Raw genomic sequence first — 19,250 nt, forward strand, 5'->3', positions numbered from 1 at the left:
CTTTTTTACGCTTCACGCACGCTATCAGGGGTGCTGGATGATCAGGCTATGTTGATCTTCCAGCATGCTCTGCAGGATATCGTGGGACGAGGTGCTGGTGAGATTCCAGCTGGTCAGGTCCACATCCTTCAGGGTGATCTGCTGAGTTATCTGGCCATCACCCGCGGGCGAAACCGAGAGATTCACATCACTCAGGCCATTGCTCCCCGTGGTCACCGAGGCTGAGAGATGCTTGAGCAGATCATCGACACCATTGCCAGTGACCCCTTGCAGCATGTCAGCCAGATCGATCTTGTCCCCCTGTTCCGGATGGAAGTCGGTTATGGTATCGATGGCGGGCAGCCCCAGACTCCCCTCATCCCCGTGTTGCCAGACGAAGAGATCGCTGCCAGCCCCGCCGGTGAGAATGTCGTTGCCATGCCCCCCAAATAGACGGTCATCGCCAGAGGAGCCAAACAGCCAATCCCCCTGATCGGAACCGACCAGCTCATGACCACTCTGGCCGTGCACCGTGATGGTCTCAAGGGGCGTGCTGACGGTTGAGCCGCCGACACTCGACTCGGCACTGATCCCCAGCACATGGTCACCGTTGCCAAAACCGCTGAAGTAGAGCGGAACCGAGTGATCGGCCGGGATCAGCCAGTCGCCATTGCCATCGGCATGACCAAGGCTCTGGCCATGCTCGTCCTGCACCTGCGCCCCATTCAAGCCGCTGATGCGGATGGAGAGTTCACCGGTGGCCGGATTGACCACGCTGGCATTGATGCCAAGGGGGATAACGGCCCCCTGCAAGGCATGGAACGCATGCTGATCCACCGTCAGACCCGGCATATCCGGCTCGGGAGTGACAGTGATGGTCACCTGATCGGTGTCGCTCAGAGAACCGCCCGCACCGCTGTTGCCCTGATCGGAGGTTGTGACGGTAAGGGTATCCTCTCCCCAGAAATCTTTGGCCGGTTCATAGTGCAGGTTGCTTGCCAGCAACTGGTTGAGATCAGCCAACGACCCCACCAGGGTGATCTCGCTGGTACCCGCCCCCTGCACCATCACGGCACCGGTTGCACCCAGCAAGGTCAGTACACCATGCTCGACACGCAGCACCATGGAGATAAGCGCACTGCCTGCATCCACATCCTTCACGCTGACGCCGGAGAGCGACAGGGAGCCATCTTCCTTCACCGTCATGCTGCCAGGCAGCTGATTGACCGGGGCATCGTTGACCGGCTGCACCTCGATGGGCAGCACATCGGTATCGCTGAGTGCCCCGCCACTACCCGTGTTCCCCTGATCGTTGGTGACCATGGTCAGGGCGTCATTGCCGTAGAAATCACTGTTGCCCTGATAGGTGACCCCACCAGAGAGCAAGGCATTGAGATCGGCCAGCGTGCCGGTCAGCACCAGCGAACCGGTGCCGTTGCCGACCACCGTCACGCCGCTGCCAGCAGGCAGCGTCAGGGTACCATGCTCCACCGAGAGGGTGAGCTTGATGGGGCTGTTGCCCGCATCCACATCTTTCACCTGCAAACCGTGGATGACAAAAGGCTGATCTTCCTGCGCGACCTGAGGGGTCGTTGGCAATACGTTGATTGGCGCATCGTTGACCGGGCTTACATCCACATGGATGGTGCCATTAACCTCGGGGCCAAGGGCGCCGTTGTCGAGGCTCTGGGCGGTGATCTTGAGATCCAGTGCACCGTTGGCATCATTGGTCACCAGCTCGACCGCACCCAGCTTGCCGCCCTCGGTAGTGACCTGCCAGCGACCGCCACCCAGATCAACAACCGTCCCAGCCACGCCATTTGGCAAGCGGATCTCGGCACCATCAGGCACCCCTTCGATAGTGACCCGCACCTGCTCGGGCTTGTTCTCATGCACATTACCCGCACTGCCGCCGGTTGGCTGGTTATCCCGGGTCTCCAGCCCCAGATCCAGAGTAATCACATCCCCTTCGGTACCGCTCGCCTGACCCTGAATGTCGGCGATAAGGGCATCCCCCACCGGATTGACGGTGACGGTAAAGCTGCCACTGGTTTCGAGCGGGATGGTGAGCCCCTTGTCCAAGGTAAAGGCGCTGAGTGACAGATCCACGGTGCCGCTGAAATCAGCTGGCGGGATCAGGGTCAGCTTGGAGAAATCGGTCCCCACGGGTACCTGCCAGACGCCGCCACCATTGTTGACCGCCGGAGCCGACAGGGTGAAGCCATCCGGTACCCCTTTTATCTGTAGCGCGACGATCTGCTCCGAGCCATCATTGTCGATAAGGGTTGCGCCAAATCCGGCAAGGTTGACCGTGCCATCTTCGCTCCCCGTGACGCTGTGAACCGAGAGCTGGGCCGGATCGTTGACCGGTCTCACCTCAAAGCCGACCTGCCCGCTCCAGCTGCCGCTGTCAGTCACCTGTTGGCCGCCGACCAGCGCGGTATCGACGATATCGACCTTGATGTCGAGCGGTACCTGACCGCTGAAGTGCTCTTTGGGCACAAACACCAAATCCTTGAGGGCTGCCACATCGTTGACCACCAGGGTGTTGACCGGCTTGCCACTGCCATCGAGGAAGTAGCCATATTTGGCATCCACCGTGATGGTGACCCGCTCAACGGTTTCGAGACCGCCGCCCGCGATGGAGGGGCTGATATCGGCCAGTTTCACCGAGAGATCGAGGTGGATCTCGCTATCTTCCAGATTGTCCGGCTGCCCGTCCTGGTTGGAGTCCTGCACGGTCAGTGTCAGTTCCGGATGCTCGCCACGACCACCATTCACATCGACCACGGGGGCCACATCGACCCGTACCGTGCTGCTGTCGACCTTGATGTCGCCACTGGCGGTATCCGTGTTGACCACCTTCACCTCAATATTCAGCGAACCGGCAAAGTCCTGCGGCAAGCCGAGGGTCAACCCTTCCAGGCCCGCCAGTGACGGTGGCACCTTGATGACGTATTCACCGGTCGAGATGTTGTACTCGGCCCCGCTGATGGTGACGCCTGCTGGCAATCCCTTGAGGACAATGGTCACCTCGTCGCTGGCCTGGTCGGCGGCGCCGATATGGATCACGCCTTTGAGCTGCTGACCAAAATCAACCCGGATATCCTCCTTGCCCACCAGCACGGCGTTGTCGTCGATATCGACAGTCGCCGCCGGCGTCTTGGGCGTCACTGGCTTGTTTTCAAATTCGGCACTGGTTTCCAGGCTCACTTTGACATGGGCGCTGGCATCGCCATCATCGCCCCGGTCGATAACCATGGCATCGATGCGGATCGGTTCGACCTTGCCGACAAACCCGTCCGGCGCATGCAGCTTGAAGCTACCGAGATTGCCCGCCGGCACGATCCAGCTGCCGTTACCGTTGTTGATACCGCCAACCACCACGAACTGATCGCCTGCACCACCGTTCAACACCGGCAGGTTGATCACCAGATAGTCGATCTCCTCCACGCTCGAGGGATCGAGGTCGGTAAAGATGAAGCGTCCACTCAGGTCTATATCAGCCCCACTCTGCCCCACGAGAGCTCCACCGCTCTGGGTCAGCACGCCATCGGGCTCCACCACGGCCTGGATATCGACATGCAGATTGCCATCGATCACCTTCTCGGCCACCGCGCCCGAATCCACATCATGCTGGGTCACGGTGACGTGGCTCTGTATAGTGGTATCCCGATCGCTATCCTCCGGCGCCTTCACCAGCAGCTGGCCCCCGTTGAGCAGGCTGTCGAGCTGGGCAGCAGTCAGGGTGACCTTGCCACTGACCAAGATCAGCTGGCTCTCGACACCGCCGACTCGCAGCCAGATCTGGTAGCCATCCTCCACCCCGGAGAGACTCAGCGCCGTGACTTTCTCGGCGCCGTCAGTAAGGGTCGGATGCCAGTCCAGCACGGTAAACTGATCTTCCAGGCCATGACTGGTCTTGCTGTAGTCGTTGGCGTCAATCTCCGGCTCCACCTTGATATGCAGCGGCACATCGAAGCTCTTGTGGTCGCCATCGTTCTCGGTCACCACCACCTTGGCGATCAGGTTCAAATCCGCCGTGCTGTTATGGGGCGGCTGAATAAGCAGGTTGCCAAAATCGGAGACATCGACCTGATAGGTCGGCTTGCCATGGGCGTCGAGTCCGGCAAAGGTGAGGGTCAGCTCCTTGCCATTGGCATCAAAGACCCGAGCACCTTCCGGCAGCCCTTGCAGCACCACATTGAGGCTCTCGGAGGTGTCGTGCGGGGTATCGGCCCACTCGCCCGAGGTGAGGGTAAAGTTGAGCGGTGCCCGTCCATCCTCACCCACTGTGGTGGCATAGCCTGTCCCCTCTACCTCCCAGCCGGTATTGCCAAGCTCGAAATGGGGCTGATCCACCACCCCCACCAGATCCACATGAATGGTCTGGGAGCCCGTCTCCTTTTCGTTCACCACGGTATGGGTCTGGCCACTGGCATCGGTCAAGGTTGCCGTGTCTTTCACCACCCCCTTGATGGTCAGATCGAAATCGACGTTGCTATTTTTCGGCGGTTGCAGCTTGAGTTCGCCAATCCGATCAAAAGGAACCTCATAGTAACCGGCTATGTTCTGTGCAACGGCGGAACCACCCAGCAACAAGGTTGCACCGTCAGGCAGGCCACTGATGCGGACAAACATCTGCTCGGAGCCATCGAGTTTGTCACCCAGATGAGCAAGGGCAATCTTGCTGCCCAGATCGAGCAGGGTGTCTTCCTTGCCCTGAATGTCACGCACAGTGAGCTTGGCGTCATCGGCCACCGGATTGACGTTGATCACCAGATCAATCTTGTCTCCCTGCGCCGTACCCTGACCCTGAGCGATCGGGTTCTTCTCGGTGCTGATCGGCGTCACCGACAGCTTGATGTCACCACTGAAATCCTTGCCCGGAACCACAGTCACCTTGTTGATGTTGCCAGCCGAAACGGTGTAGATGCCACTGCTATTTGGCTTGAGCTCGACTCCGTTGAGCATCAGGGTTCCCTTGCCCGCTTCCAGCTTGATCTGATAGGTCAACGTCTCGGATCTGTCGGTATCAGTCAGGCTCGCCTTGACGTCCAGCTTGATACCCGTGCTGTCTTCATTGGTGTCATAGTGGCGAGTGGTGTTGGCTGTGTCCCACATCGGCTTGTCGGCCACACCGCGCACCGTCACAGCCAGATCGCCCGTTACGACAGCAGGTGCCACCCCTTCGGTGACACCGACCTGCAGTTGCACCTGGAAGTGCAGCGGTTGACCGCCATTGCTCCAGCTCGACCAGTTGCTTGAAGGCACAAAGGTCACCCCCTGAGTGGTGTAGTGAACATTATCACTGGTCACCATGGCCGCTGGCGGCACGATAAACCACTTGCCATCAGCCGTGGTGGTGAGGGCAACGCCGTTGTAATAGAAGGTGCCATGGGCATTGGCAGGCGCCTGGATAAGTAACTGATCCACATGCTCACCGCGATCGAAATCGCCAATATCGAGCTGCATGTTGATAGGGATACCCAGCCTCGGGTCTTGCGACCCCTGATCTTCGTTACCAATAGCTGCGCTAACGGTAAAGCGCACCGCTTCATCCTGCAGATTGAGGGTCAGTGTGCTGTTTGCACGATCGCCATCGCCATCGACCAGATGGGCTGTCACCACCTGACTGAGCTGACTTGCGTCGTGATTGAAACCGGCCGCAGGATTGAAGGAGTAGGAGCCGTCGGCAGAGATGGTCAGGGTTCCCATCACCTGCTTGCCATCGGGGCTCATCACATCTTGTATCAAAGAGCCATTGATGGCGTACGTCTGGCCATTGATGGTAATCGACTCGACACGGGCACCATCCGCACCTTCATTGGCAGTAGGCAGCAGATCGCCGGTCACGGTACTGCTCCCCTCGCTCAGGGTATGAGCCAGCACAGTGCCGATAGGCATGTCATCTTGTACCGTCACGCTCACGCTGACGTTCGGACTACGATCGCCATCATGATCGGTGACAAACAGCGGCACTTCGATGGTCAACTCATCCTTGCCCTGTGCACCGTGATCAAGCTGGCCAACCAGATGGACGCTGTAACTGCCGTTAACATCGAGGTGGACCCAGAAAACGGGTTTGCCCCCCTCGGCCGTAGCCAGATACCAGCCGGTGCTGTGTGCAGCCAGCGTAACCGCTTTGCCACCCGATGTGAGGTGATTGGCCTGATTGAATGCAGCCACATCCAGCTCAAGGGAGGCAACCCGATCCGAACCGGCTGTGATGGTCACCTTGCCACTATCGGTTTCTCCACTCTCTGCTGGTGTGGTCCCCGGATGCTGACCGTTCACTGCATCGAGATCAGACTCCTCGACCCGAACCGGTTCAATGGCGGATATGATCGGGTTGATGCCATCAGTCACCGTGACAGTGGCGGTGCCCTGATTTTTGCTGCCGTCGCTGTCGGTGACTTCGACCGGAAGGGTCAGCTCCAGCTTGTTGTCTGCACCGTGATCCAGGTTGGTATGCACCGTCACCTGATAACCTATCTCTGCGCTGGTGTGCGCGGCGATGGTGGCAGGGACGGTGGGGATGGAGACCGTCATCACTACCAGACCACCACTGGTCACCGCCTGGAAGGTGTGACCATCGGTGCCAACCGCTTTCCAGGTCATGGTTTCGCCGTTATGGGTGATGGGCTTGCCGCTGGCATCCATGACCTGACCGGAGAGGGTCAGTCGTACATCGGTCACCGGATCCGAGTCAGCCTTGATGGTGATCTTGCCGCTCGTCTGCTGGTCATCCACGGCTGAGTTGGCGCCATCGAAGCGCCCTTCGCTTAAGGTGACGCCAGTCAGGGTGAGGGTTGGTTTCTCCCCTTCCCCAATCTGGATATTGAGGGTGCCACTGGTGCTGTCGTTGTTGCCGCCCGCCTTGTCGTAGTCGTTGACGATCACCTTGATGGGCAGCTCGGTCACGGCGTTGCCGCCCTGATGAAGCCCCTGATAGAGGGTCACCTGATAGTCAAACCCGTTCTTGCCCGCCTGATCGAGGCTGCCAATCAGCTTGACCTCAAACACCTCGACCCGCTGGCCATCCACCATCACATAACCCTTGATCAGCTGGCTACCGGGGATGGCGGAGTCCCCATCCACCAGCTCGTATTTGACGGGCTGGCCAAGTGCAGTGAGCGCCGGTTGCTGGCTGCCATCGGCAAACACCACCTCCACCACCCGATCCGACCCGGCTTGCACATCGAAGTGACCGGTTTGACTCAGGCTGTTGTTGCCGGTGAGGTCCCCCTCATCCAGGGACACGCCTTTGCCCGGAATAAAGCTAGGTGCCTTACCATCCACGATGGTGAGCGGCAACGTGGTACCGATGCGATCGCCATCCTTGTCGGCCAGGGTGACGGCAAGCGGCAGGTTGAGGGATTCACTCCCCTTGTGATCCAGCTCGCCGCTCAGGGTAACCTTGGCGGTGACGCTCCAGTTACCGTTGTTATCGACCAGGCTCAGCTCGGCGCGCAGCACCACCTGCCCACCGGCGGTCCCGACCAGCTGGCCGGTTGCGGGATCGACGGTGAAAGTGACCGGGTTGCCGTGGCTGGTCAGTCCGGTCAGGGTGCTCTGGATAGCGGCGATATCAAAACCAAGAGAGTTAGGGTCAAGGGCATCGCTGCCGTGCGCGACCGAGAAACTCATGGTGCTGACGGCAGCCGTCTCCCCTTGCGCCATCTCGGTGATGGTGGTGCCGGTCACGGCGGAGATGGTCGGATTGGCACCATCCCCCACCGCAACCGTAATGGTGGAGGAGACCCTGTCACCATCGCTATCGAGCAGGGTAAAGCCCGCCTTGAGCAGGCTGTCGGCACTGCCCTGATCCAGCGGTTGATGGAGGGTAAAGCTGTATTTGCCATCGTTACCGAGGGTCAGCTCAAACACCAGCTTGCCATCTGGGGTACGTCCCTCGATACGATGGTCGGCCACCGTGATGGTCACGGCCTGCTTGCCCGAAGTGAACCCTTGCAGCCCCGGCTGATTGGCATCGAAGGTGATGCTGGCCAGCGGATCGCTGCCCGCGGTGATGGTCAAATCACCGTCAAGGGTCTGGCCCTGCTGCCAGTTGCTATCTTCGGTGAGCGTGAGGGAGACAGGATTAACCTGCGGCAAGGCACCATCGGTGATGGTGATATTGAGGGTGCCGAGGTTGCTCTTGTCGCCGTCAAAATCTGAGCCCTGAACCTTCAGGCCAAGGTTGAGGCTGTTGGTCGCTTCCGGCTCGTCAAACACCCCGGTCAGGGAGACGCTGTATTTGCCATCCAGCCCGATGGTAACGGTGAGGATTGCCTTGCCCTGCCAATCTTTGACGATCAGCTGGTTGTCTTGAACCTCGTAAGTCGTCGCCTTGCCCTGGCTGGTGAGCCCATCCAGCGCCGGTTGGCTCGCCTCAAAGTTGAGGGAGACCAGACGATCGCTCCCCACCGTCACCGGCAGTTGGCCATCGATGCTCTGGTTGCCCCCCTCTTGCAGGGCGACCCCCTTGTCGATGCCCAATGCGGGATCACTGCCATCATTGACAGTCAACGTCAGGTTGGCGCTGGTGCTGTCGCCATCTATCTCGTTGGCGCTCACCTGCAAATCGAGGGAAAGCGTGTCGCTCCCCTGATGATCGAGCGGGCCGGTGAGGGTGACCACCACCCGCCCAGCCAGATCGCTGCCCTGCTGCTGCGCATTCAATTCGGCGCGCAGCACCTCCACCCGTTGGCCACTGCCATCCAGGTAGTAACCCACCAAGGTGCGATCATCGGCAAATTCAAAGGTCAGCGGATGACCATCGCTGGCAAGACCCGAGCCGTTGAGGGTAGTCAGGGTACTGTTCTGATTACTGAACACCAGCGAATCCACCAACAAAGGATCGACACCGTGTTTGACTACAAAGCGGCTCTCACCCACTACGGCGGCACCGTTGATAAAGGCATCTTCGGTCAGGGTAATGGGCGGGAGATCAACGTCAAAGTTGGGCGGATTGCTGTCCACCAGATTGATCACCAGCGGTGCCTTCACCAAATCGCCGTCGCTGTCTCGATATTCGAGGTTGAACGGCAGGCGCAGCACGTCCTGACCGTGATCCAGGCTTTGACTCCAGACGATGCGGTAGCTGCCGTCATTGTTGAGGGTCAGGGTGAAGACTGTCGCCCCACCGGCACTGGCGGTCAGGGTCTGACCGTTGATGATGTAGCCAAGGGGCGCGCCATGGCTGACGAGCCCCAGCCCTTCCAAGGCACTCTGATCAGCGGCGAACTGGACTTGCAGATTGCCATCCTGACCGGCACCGGTATTGAGGCTACCGGTCGCGGAGATCGGGCCACCGGCCAATCCGGCTTCGGAGAGCGTCAGGGTTTCGCTCTGACCGATCAGCGGCGCCCCATCGCTGGCGCTGTTGCCCGCCAGATCGGTGACACTGGCACGCGCTTCAAAGGATTGATTGATACCGGAGAGATCAAGACCTGATACCTGCCAGCGGCCATCGGCCCCGACCTGTGCCGAGGTGGTCAACAGCGGCTGGCCATTGCTGTCAACAAGTGTGATGGTGACACTCTGACCCGCTTCCACATTGCTGGTGGAGCCGCTCAGGGTGGCGCTGCTGTTGCCAAACAGGGCAGTGGTATCGAGATCATCGATGTCGATAGATGCCTGAGTATCGACATTGATAAAGAGGGTATCGCTGGCGCGGTTGCCGGCAATATCCACGGAATTGACCTGAAACTGGTACTGGCCATCGGCCAGGGTCTGCGGCAGCTGATATTGCCAGTTACCGGCGGCATCCACCGTCAGGACGGTGAGCACGCTGCCGCCAAGGCTCAGGGTTACGGTGGCGCCGGGCTCCCCCCTCCCTTGCAGCAGCGGGGTATTGTCGCGGGTCAGATCATCGATCTGGCTGGCGCCGGTGTCGCTCTCATCGGCGAGATCGAGGGTAATGGTGGTGATGGTATCGAGCAGAGTCTGTCCGGTATCGCTGGCGTTGTTGCCCGCCTGATCCTGGGTATTGGCCACAATCTGCAACGGGCCATCCACCAGCTTGCCGGTCACATCGCCAAAATTGGCTTCCCACACCAGGCCGGGCAGCACCACAGTCGTCACCGTCAGTGAATTGCCCGCCTGATCGATAAGGGTGACGGTGACTGGCTGGCCTACCTCCACATCATCCACCACACCACGAATGATGACGCCAGCCGCTTCATCGGCGTTGATAATGTTGTCGCTGGTTTGGGGTTCGGTGATGGTGATGGCGGCAAAGAAATCGCGCTCTTCTGAAAACAGCAGCTCATCGCCGACAGGTTGCACCGCATGGTCGGTATCAAAACCGGCCTCGGCCAGGGTGGCGTCATTGGTACGATCGACCACCACAAAACCACCCGAGCTGGAACCTGCTACACCACCGATATTACCGGCGGCGGCTGCGTTACCGGCGGCGGTCTCCTGGAACAATTCGGTCGGGTCAATACCCTGACGGATCGCCTCTTGCAACGAGGCCAGTTCCGGATCGGCCGGTTGCCCATCAGCAGCAGGTGTGGCGGGCTCAGGTTTGGCGGCCATATCTTGCTCACCAGCAGGCTCACTGCCCGGCTCGGCTAGTTGAAAGTGGCCCCCTTGGGCAGTTTGCAGGCGGTCCCCCGGCTGCAATGCCATCCCCACCTTTGCTCGTATGACAGATCCATCTGCACTGATGACAAACACGGAGCCCTCGAGTTGGGAGATCACCGTGGACTTTTCAATTTGCAACTCTGCCATACAACCTCCAGCAAAACCTTAACCACCAACATCAGTACCTACAGGGTACTTGTCTGTTCAATAATCATACCGCACCAGACTAAGTGGGTCTTTTCGCTATTTTCGACAATGATTGCCATAAAATGGCCATAACTTACAAGATTGTGCATCGAACAGGCCTTTTTAAATAAAATGAGATTTGGATGACCCCAATCACATCACCTTTATTAACAGGTCTATCAGACTTCATGTGACCATTTCTATCGTTTGACGATAGATCCACTGTAGCTTCAACAAATGGATCATAATCCGAAGGTCAACAGTTCATGCCATAACACCGCAAGACTGCATATTTAGTCAACTATTGGCATAAAAATTGCCAGAATGTGTGAACAATACGGCAGCAATCCAGCTCAGCTGGCAAAAATTGCCAGTACGTAACTGTATCGATCAAACGCCTGCCATCGAATGCTCGGCAGTTAACAAGAAGTTGAGTTTCCATAAAATTTAATCCAGATCTCATTTCAGCGATCAATCCTGTGCACCAATTGATCTGGCACAACTCTCCCTCCGATAAATCATCATTAAATTTACCTATTTGTTAGGGTAACCCTCGAGCAATCATATATTGCGCGGTTTTATTCACCCGCAAGCGAATGTCTGCCCACCCCGCCCAACGGGGGGAAGATCCACACCAAGATGGAACGGGTCAGACGAGACCAAAACATTTATCTGGGAGTGATAAACGTGGGTTCACAACACAGGCATATCAAACTGGGCCTCGCCGCCCTGCTGCTGACTACCAGCCTTGGCACCAGCGGCTGGGCACTGGCTGATGACGCAACCACCAATGGCAAGATAGAGGCGCGCAGCGAGCTGTTCGCCAAGGATCACGCCGATCAGTTCACCAGCTGGCAAGCCACCAGCGAAAGCAAGGAGCGCACCGACGCGCTGGCGGAAGATCCCAATATGGTGGTGCTGTGGGGCGGTTACCCCTTCGCCAAGGATTACAACAAGCCGCGGGGCCACTTCTATGCGCTGACCGATGTGCGCGAAACCCTGCGTACCGGCGCCCCGAAAACAGCCGAAGATGGCCCCCTGCCCATGGCCTGCTGGAGCTGTAAAGGCCCGGACGTGGCCCGCGTCATCGACGAGAAGGGTGAAGATGGCTACTTCAAGGGGATGTGGGCCAAGGGTGGGCCGGAAGTAGTCAACACCATCGGCTGCGCCGACTGCCACGACACCGCCTCGAAGGAGTTCAAGGAGGGTAAACCTGCCCTGCACCTCTCCCGTCCCTATGCCGATCGGGCCATGACCGCCATCGGCAAGCCGTTCAAGGATCAGGGACGCTTTGATCAGCAGTCCCAGGTGTGCGGCCAGTGCCACGTGGAATACTACTTCAGCGGCCCCACCAAGGCGGTCAAATTCCCCTGGGACAAGGGCACCACGGTTGAGCAGATGGAGGCCTATTACGATGAAATCGGTTTTGCCGACTGGACTCATGCCCTCTCCAAAACCCCCATGCTGAAAGCCCAGCACCCCGAGTACGAAACCTGGCGCGCCGGCATTCACGGCCAGAACAACGTCGCCTGTGTCGATTGTCACATGCCCAAGGTGCAGAACGAGCAAGGTAAGGTCTACACCGATCACAAGGTGGGGAACCCCTTCGATCGTTTCGAGCAGACCTGCCGCAACTGCCACACCCAGAGCAAGGAGATGCTGCAAGGGATCGTCAAGCAGCGCAAAGAGGCGGTAATCGAAACCAAGCTGAAGGTCGAGAAGCAGCTGGTACACGCCCACTTTGAAGCCAAGGCGGCCTGGGATGCCGGCGCCACCGAGGCAGAGATGAAGGATATTCTGCAGGACATCCGTCACGCCCAGTGGCGCTGGGACTACGCCATCGCCTCCCACGGGGTGCAAATGCACGCCCCCGAAGTGGCCCTCAAGGTACTTGGCAGCGCGCTGGATAAAGCCGCTGACGCCCGCACCAAGCTGGCACGCCTGTTGGCCAGCAAGGGGATCAGCCACGAAATCGCCATCCCAGACATCTCCACCAAGGAGAAAGCGCAAGCGGCCCTTGGCATGGATATGAAGCAGTTCAACAGCGACAAGGCCCAGTTCCTCAAGACCACGGTCCCCGCCTGGGATGCCGAGGCCAAAGCGGCCGGACGGCTGGCACAGTAACGGCGCCTGCGGGCCCGGCCAGACCAGGCCCGCAGCGGATGGAGGCTTCCTATGGGTGATTTAACGATGGATTTTTTACGACTGATGCTGATGGCAGCCATGCTGCTCACCAGCCTGCAGGGTCAGGCGGCCGAGCCGGCAGCAGCCCCTGTTCCAGCTACACATGAGGTGGAATTTTTACGCAATCCCGACAAGGCCTGTACCGACTGTCACAAAGAGCAGAGCGAGGGAATGCACGGCAAGCATGGTCAGGCGACCAATCCCAACAACCTGGCGCCGGTCACCTGCACCAACTGCCACGGCCAGCCCTCCCCCCAGCACCGGGAAGGGGTCAAGGATGTGATGCGCTTCAGCCACAGCCTGAAGGATAAAGAGAGCATCAAGCTTTATCCCATAAGCGAGCAGAATGGAGTCTGCATGAGCTGCCACGAGCCCAAACCACTGCGCGAGGCGCTCTGGGCCCACGACGTGCACGCCACCAAGCTCACCTGCACCAGCTGCCACCAGTTGCATCCGGCCAAGGAGCCCATGGTGGGGATCCCGGAAAAATCCCGCATCAAGCTCTGCGTCGACTGCCACAGCAAGCAGCATGAGGCCAGCAAGGCCCGGCAGGAGCAGTCCAAACCGGCTACCGGCAAGGAGGCCTCATGAGCTGCTCTCGCCGTAATTTTATGGCGGGCGTGGGTGCGGGGGCCCTTATCATGATGACGGGGCCGACTCGTTCCCTTGCTACCCCCCTCGCCCACAGCCAGACCATCGACGGGATCCGCTATGGCATGATCCACGATGAGACGGCCTGCATCGGCTGCACCGCCTGCATGGACGCCTGCCGGGAGGTCAACAAGGTGCCGGAAGGGGTCTCGCGCCTCGAGATCATCCGTTCAGGCCCCATCGGTGAATTTCCCGACGCCGAGTACCGCTTCTTTCGCAAGTCCTGCCAGCACTGCGACAACGCCCCCTGCGTACACGTCTGCCCGACCGGTGCCTCCCATATCCGCAAGGAGGATGGCATCGTCGATGTCAACGCGGATCTCTGCGTCGGCTGCATGTATTGCCTCGCCGCCTGTCCCTATCAGGTGCGCTTTATCAACCCGGTCACCCGAGTGGCGGACAAGTGCGACTTTTGCCGCAAGACCAACCTGGCGGCGGGCAAGGAGCCGGCGTGCGTGGAATCCTGCCCCACCAAGGCGCTGGTGTTCGGTAATCTGGATGATCCGGACAGCCCCATCGCCCAACGGCTGGTGAAGGAGACCACCTATCGCTACAAGCAGGCGCTCGGCACCTCGCCCAAGATGTACCGCGTGCCCAAAGGGGAGATAACGTCATGACCATGCAAGCGGCATTTTATTTTCCCTCCCCTGTCTGGGGATTTGTCCGATCGCCATCTACCGCAGTAACAGAGGGAGGAATGGATCATGTTGCATGACGCATTTCACTTCCCTTCCCTTGTCTGGGACTGGCCCATCGCTATCTATCTCTTTCTGCTCGGCATCTCCGCCGGGGCCACCACCCTCTCGGTGCTGTTGCGCCGCAAGGGGGCAGGCAGCGAGAGCGGTATCATCAAAGCGACCGCCATTCTGGCGCCAGCGAGCGTGATATTGGGGCTGCTGATCCTTATCTTCCATCTGGCCCGCCCCTGGACCTTCTGGAAGCTGATGTTCCACTACCAGTTCGACTCAGTGATGTCGATGGGGGTCATGCTGTTTCAGCTCTATATGGCGGTGCTGTTCGCCTGGCTGGCGGTGGTGTTTCGCACCGAGATCGAGACAATGCGCAGCCGGTTGCTGAAAGAGAAGTTCGCATTTGTGGATGGGCTGATTGGCTTGCTCGCCCGCATCGAACGGCTGCTGGCGCCGCTCTTGCTGCTGCTCGCCGTACTGCTGGGGGCCTACACCGGCTTTCTGCTCTCGGCGCTCAAGACCTATCCGCTCTTGAACAACCCGGTGTTGCCGGTGCTGTTTCTGGTCTCGGGCATCAGCTCCGGCATCGCCTCCACCATCTTGCTGGCGGTGACGCTCTTCAAGGAGAACCACCACAGCCAGGGGGTGAGCTTCGTGCATCGCTTCGAGCGGCCGGTGCTGGCGGTGGAGGTGCTGCTGCTGGTCTGCTTCTTTACCGGCCTCTACTTCGGTGGCGGCCAGAAAGAGGTGGCGATGTGGGCGGCCATCGGCAGCGGCTTCTGGGCTCAGGTGTTCTGGATAGGGGTGGTGGGCTTCGGCATGCTGCTGCCCCAGCTGCTGGCCCTGCTGACCCCGGCCCCCCTTCGGGAGCGCAATGGCCATCTGGTGCTGGTCTGCAGCCTGACCCTGGTGGGGATCCTGCTGCTGCGCTACTTCGTGCTTTATGCCGGTCAAATGACGGTCGTATAACGGTATGATCACCAGCGCCAGCCGCCCTCGGGTGACTGGCGCTAGCTTGTTGCTGGCCCAATGAATTTCTGGTGATGCCACACCCGTTGCTTGGCAATATTCCCCGCTAAAGGGAGACGACACGACGTGTGTGCCATGACATGAATGAGATCAAAGATTGAACCGGAGGTTATGTGCTGGCGGAGCTCGGCTATCTCTCACTGTTGCTGGCGGCGACACTCTCCTTGCTGCAGAGCACACTGCCTTGGCTGGGATTACGGCTCGCCTCCCCGACTCTGCTGCGCAGCGCAGCGCCGCTGGCGCTGATCAATGCCATCCTGCTATTGGCCTCCCTGCTGCTGCTCGCCAGCTGCTTTGGCCAGGATGATTTCACCGTCAGCTATGTGGCTCAACACGCCAACAGCGCCCTGCCGCTGGGCTTCAAGCTGGCGGCGGTATGGGGCGGCCATGAAGGCTCCATGCTCTTTTTTGTTTTTGCATTGGGGCTGTGGGGCGCTCTGGTGGCCCTTTGCTCCAGGCGGGTCGATCCGCTGATTACAACTCGGGTATTGGCCATCATGGGGCTGATCGTCGGGCTGTTTGCCCTCTATACCCTGATCTTCTCCAGCCCGTTTGACCGCCAGTTCCCGGGGCCGCTGGAGGGGCGCGATCTCAACCCCATGCTGCAGGATATCGGCCTTATCATCCACCCGCCCCTGCTCTATCTCGGTTACGTCGGCTTTGCGGTCAACTTCGCCTTCGCCATGGCGGCGCTCCATTCGGGCAGACTGGATGGCGCCGTGGCCCACTGGAGCCGCCCCTGGGCGCTCGGCTCCTGGGTGTTTCTCACCGCCGGCATAGTGCTAGGTTCCTGGTGGGCCTACTACGAGCTCGGCTGGGGCGGCTGGTGGTTCTGGGATCCGGTAGAAAACGCCTCCCTCTTGCCCTGGCTGCTCGGCACTGCCCTGCTGCACGCCCTGATTGTCTGCGAGAAGCGTGGCGCTTACGGCCACGCCGTGCTGTTGCTCTCCATCTTTACCTTCGCCTTGAGCCTGCTCGGCACCTTTGTAGTGCGCTCCGGGGTGCTCACCTCGGTACACGCCTTTGCGGTGGACCCCAGCCGCGGCCTCACCCTCTTGTTACTGCTCGGCTTGCTATTGACCTGCGCCCTCACCCTGTTTGCCCTGCGGGCGGACATTCGCGCCCCCTATGCCCGCTTTGGCTTGCTGTCAAAGGAGGGGCTGCTCGGCGCCTCCATCCTGCTGCTCTGCGTGGCCTGCGCCAGCGTGCTGCTCGGCACCTTCTACCCCATGGTGTTCCAGTCGCTTCATCTGGGCTCGCTCTCGGTGGGCGCCCCCTATTTCAATTCCATCTTCGTGCCGCTGGCCCTCTGCATGATGGCGCTGATGACCCAGCTGCCGCGCCTGCGCTGGCAGCAGCTTGCGCCACATTGCCGACTAAACGCTCTGTTACCGCCGCTGTTTGGCCTGCTTGGCGGCGGGCTGCTTAGCCTTGCCTATCTGGAACAGGGATCGTTTTCCGGTAGCTGGATTGGCATCCTCGCCAATATGATGAGCCTCTGGCTGATGGCCAGTCTGTTACTCCCGCTCATGCAACCGACGTCGCTGCGCGAGCTCACCCTCAATCGGTTCGGCAGCCTGCTGGCCCACCTCGGGGTGGCGGTGTGCGCCCTCGGCATCGCGCAGGTGAGTGACCACAGTCAGGAAGGAGGCACAGTGCTAAGTGCCAACCAACCCTACCCGCTCGGCGCGTTCGAATTTCGCTATGAGGGGCGCGAGCCGGTGATCGGCCCCAACTACACCGCCGAGCGGATCACGCTTAGCGTGCACAAGAACGATAAAGAGGTGGCACAGCTGACGCCTGAGCGGCGCCACTACAGCGTGCGCACCATGAACATGAACGAGCCGGGCATCGCGTGGGGAATGCTCGGCGATCTCTACGTGGTGCTGGGTGAGAAGATGGGGCCAGATGCCTATGCCATGCGACTGCACTACAAGCCGTTGGTGCGCTGGATCTGGCTCGGCGGCCTGTTGATGATGGCAGGCGGCACCCTGCGCCTGCTCGCCCGCCGCCCCTTGCTTGCCTCCCGTTCCGTTGCGGTTGGCACCTCCCATCCCCGGCTCGAACAGGAGGCATTATGAGATCCCGCCTGCGCCTCTTTCTTCCACTGCTGCTGACCCTGAGCCTCGGCATCCTGCTCTGGCTCGGCCTTGGCAACAATCCCTACAGCCAGGATGAGGCAACGCTCGGCCGTACCCTGCCTGCGTGGCAGAGCGACAATCTGCTGGATGGGTGTCGGATCCAGACCGCCAGCCTCAAGGGCGAACCCTTTGTCCTTAACGTCTGGGCCAGCTGGTGCGTCAACTGCCGCGCCGAGCATCCGCTGCTCAGCGAGCTCGCGGGCACAGTGCCCCTCTATGGTCTCAACTACCGGGACAAGGGGGATGCGGCCCGCGCCTGGCTTATCCAGGCGGGCAACCCCTATCGCGCCGTACTGGCCGACCCCGACGGCAAACTGGCCCTTGAGCTCGGTGTCTACGGCACGCCAGAGACCTATCTGTTTGATGCCGATGGCGCCCTGCTCGCCCGCCATACCGGCGAGCTTACCAAAGGGATCTGGCAACGTCAGTTTGCCCCCCTGCTCAACCAGGCGCGAACTGACGCGCAGATCAAGGCCGCCACAACGGCACCCGCGATTGCGCCATCTATTGCGCCGTCTATTGCAACATCAGCTCGGGAGACACAGCCATGATGTGCCGTTCTCTTGCCTGCACCCTGCTGGCCCTCGGCATGCTGCTGAGTGCCACTGCATATTCCAGCGGGGTCGATACCTATCAGTTTCGCCATCCCGAGCTGCAAAATCGGGCGCAAGAGCTGGCCCGCGCCCTGCGCTGCCCCCAGTGCCAGAACCAGAACCTGGTGGAGTCCAACTCCCCCATCGCCCGGGATCTGCGGCTCGAAGTCTACCGCTGGGTGGACGAGGGGCAGTCTGATGAACAGGTGATCGCCCGCATGACGGAGCGCTTCGGCGATTTCGTCCGCTACGATCCCCCCTTCAAGAGCAGCACGGCGCTGCTGTGGAGCGGTCCCCTGCTGCTGTTGGGGCTGGCGCTGTTGACCCTGTTTCGCCGCCTGACGCGCACAAAGGCGCAACCCATCCCTGTCGTTAAGGCCATCGTTGAGGCCCCCCCTCAACCCGCCGCCGATCCGCGCAGCGAATTGAATTTGCTGATCATGCACGGGGAGCAGGCAGGCCTCTCCCCCGACCAGCCACTCTACAGGGAGCTGAGCGCCGCCCGCCTGGCCAGCGCTATCCCGGCGGCTGAGCTGGCCCTGCGCGCGCAACTGGCCAACCAGCATGACAATCGCGGCCGCTATCATCGGCACGGGCTTGCCTTGTTGCTGCTTGGCCTCCTGGCCATCGCGGCCGTTGCCGCTGTGTATCTGGGCACCGGCCGTTATCAGGCATGGCAGGATTATGCATCCCGTCCCGATCCGCTGGCGGGGTTGAGCCCGCGGGATCTGCAGGACAAGGAGCTGGGGAGTCTGCATCAGAAGCTTCAGCGCAGCCCCGCCGATCTCGACAGCTGGGCGGCGCTCGGCCAGCTCTATCTCTATCGGGGTGAATATGACAACGCCCTGCTCGCCTACCAACGTCTCGCTCTGCTGGAGGGGGGCGCCAGCGCGGCGACCCAGGCCGCCCAAGCCACCGTACTCTACTATCAGGCGGGCCAGCAGCTGACTCCCGAGGCAACCCGCCTGCTGGAGAGCGCCCTCAAGCAGGATGCGGGGGAAGTGAGCGCCCTGATGCTGCTCGCCTCCGATCACTTCCTGCATGGCCGCTACAGCCAGGCCATTGCCCTGTGGCAACAACTGCTCGATGGCGAGCGCCCCCGCATCAACCGGGCCGCGCTGATCGAGGCGATCCAGACGGCAAGCATAATGGGCGGGTAACCCCTTGATTGAAGGAGGGTAATCGTGGTGATATGGCGCCGCGAC

8 protein-coding genes are annotated in these 19,250 nt (G+C 60.3%); 7 read left to right on the forward strand and 1 reads right to left on the reverse strand.

Annotated features, from left to right (window positions below):
* Positions 1 to 24: 24 nt before the first annotated feature.
* Entirely contained in the window at positions 25 to 10,719 is a 10,695-nt protein-coding gene (locus OKC43_RS04690) for a retention module-containing protein (RefSeq protein ID WP_270658514.1), read from the reverse strand.
* Between the two features lie 726 nt (positions 10,720 to 11,445).
* Between OKC43_RS04690 and nrfA the strand changes: the two genes are divergently transcribed.
* The 7 genes from nrfA (at position 11,446) to nrfF (ending at position 19,205) form a co-directional block, all read left to right on the forward strand.
* Positions 11,446 to 12,882, forward strand: a complete 1,437-nt coding sequence (gene nrfA / locus OKC43_RS04695) for an ammonia-forming nitrite reductase cytochrome c552 subunit (protein WP_409010831.1) — start codon at positions 11,446 to 11,448, stop codon at positions 12,880 to 12,882.
* A 51-nt stretch (positions 12,883 to 12,933) separates the two neighbouring features.
* Positions 12,934 to 13,533 (forward strand): cytochrome c nitrite reductase pentaheme subunit, encoded by a 600-nt coding sequence (gene nrfB / locus OKC43_RS04700; RefSeq protein ID WP_159163725.1) that lies wholly within the window; start codon positions 12,934 to 12,936, stop codon positions 13,531 to 13,533.
* The gene (gene nrfC / locus OKC43_RS04705) at positions 13,530 to 14,210 is read left to right on the forward strand and encodes a cytochrome c nitrite reductase Fe-S protein (RefSeq protein ID WP_236272386.1); all 681 of its coding nucleotides are present in this window, start codon (positions 13,530 to 13,532) and stop codon (positions 14,208 to 14,210) included. The genes nrfB and nrfC overlap by 4 nt, the downstream gene beginning before the upstream one ends.
* A gap of 87 nt (positions 14,211 to 14,297) precedes the next feature.
* The gene (gene nrfD / locus OKC43_RS04710) at positions 14,298 to 15,251 is read left to right on the forward strand and encodes a cytochrome c nitrite reductase subunit NrfD (protein WP_236272385.1); all 954 of its coding nucleotides are present in this window, start codon (positions 14,298 to 14,300) and stop codon (positions 15,249 to 15,251) included.
* 173 nt (positions 15,252 to 15,424) lie between these two features.
* A complete protein-coding gene (gene nrfE / locus OKC43_RS04715) occupies positions 15,425 to 17,392 on the forward strand; it encodes a heme lyase NrfEFG subunit NrfE (protein WP_236272384.1) in 1,968 nt (655 codons plus the stop codon).
* Positions 17,389 to 18,003, forward strand: a complete 615-nt coding sequence (locus tag OKC43_RS04720) for a DsbE family thiol:disulfide interchange protein (protein ID WP_236272383.1) — start codon at positions 17,389 to 17,391, stop codon at positions 18,001 to 18,003. The genes nrfE and OKC43_RS04720 overlap by 4 nt, the downstream gene beginning before the upstream one ends.
* Positions 18,000 to 19,205 (forward strand): heme lyase NrfEFG subunit NrfF, encoded by a 1,206-nt coding sequence (gene nrfF / locus OKC43_RS04725; protein ID WP_265344143.1) that lies wholly within the window; start codon positions 18,000 to 18,002, stop codon positions 19,203 to 19,205. The genes OKC43_RS04720 and nrfF overlap by 4 nt, the downstream gene beginning before the upstream one ends.
* The last annotated feature ends 45 nt before the right edge of the window (positions 19,206 to 19,250 follow it).

Origin of the sequence: Aeromonas sp. Y289-2 (assembly GCF_027705925.1) — a bacterium.
Classification (GTDB): Bacteria; Pseudomonadota; Gammaproteobacteria; order Enterobacterales; family Aeromonadaceae; genus Aeromonas; species Aeromonas veronii.

Coding starts and splice junctions, on each gene's coding strand:
- OKC43_RS04690 (WP_270658514.1), bottom strand. CDS start 10,719: ATGGCAGAGTTGCAAATTGAAAAGTCCACGGTGATCTCCCAACTCGAG.
- OKC43_RS04720 (WP_236272383.1), top strand. CDS start 17,389: ATGAGATCCCGCCTGCGCCTCTTTCTTCCACTGCTGCTGACCCTGAGC.
- nrfC (WP_236272386.1), top strand. CDS start 13,530: ATGAGCTGCTCTCGCCGTAATTTTATGGCGGGCGTGGGTGCGGGGGCC.
- nrfB (WP_159163725.1), top strand. CDS start 12,934: ATGGGTGATTTAACGATGGATTTTTTACGACTGATGCTGATGGCAGCC.
- nrfF (WP_265344143.1), top strand. CDS start 18,000: ATGATGTGCCGTTCTCTTGCCTGCACCCTGCTGGCCCTCGGCATGCTG.
- nrfD (WP_236272385.1), top strand. CDS start 14,298: ATGTTGCATGACGCATTTCACTTCCCTTCCCTTGTCTGGGACTGGCCC.